Source organism: Monashia sp. HAY1-5C (genome assembly GCF_056755255.1).
In genome coordinates this window covers 1-231 of the sequence record NZ_JBPGXG010000855.1, presented here as the reverse complement: position 1 = coordinate 231, position 231 = coordinate 1, and the positions used below count along the sequence as shown (strand labels likewise).

Genomic DNA, 231 nt, shown 5'->3' with positions numbered 1-231 from the left:
CGGTGAAGGTCGTCTTGATGACGCCGGCGCGGGTGCCGCCGATGGCCTTCGCGTACGCCTTCGCGACGTCCCACGCCTGACCCGACGCGTCCTTCTCGACGGCGATGATGTCGGGGATGCCGCGGCCTGCGACGAACTCGCGACGCACCGTGTGGCCGGGTGCCTTCGGTGCGACGAGGATGACGTCGACGCCCTCGGGCGCCTCGATGTAGCCGAACCGGATGTTGAAGC

The 231-nt window shown here is 69.3% G+C and carries 1 pseudogene; it reads right to left on the bottom strand.

Annotated elements, in window-relative coordinates:
• Window positions 1–231, bottom strand: a pseudogene (locus ACR9ZK_RS23750) (ketol-acid reductoisomerase); the annotation flags it as partial.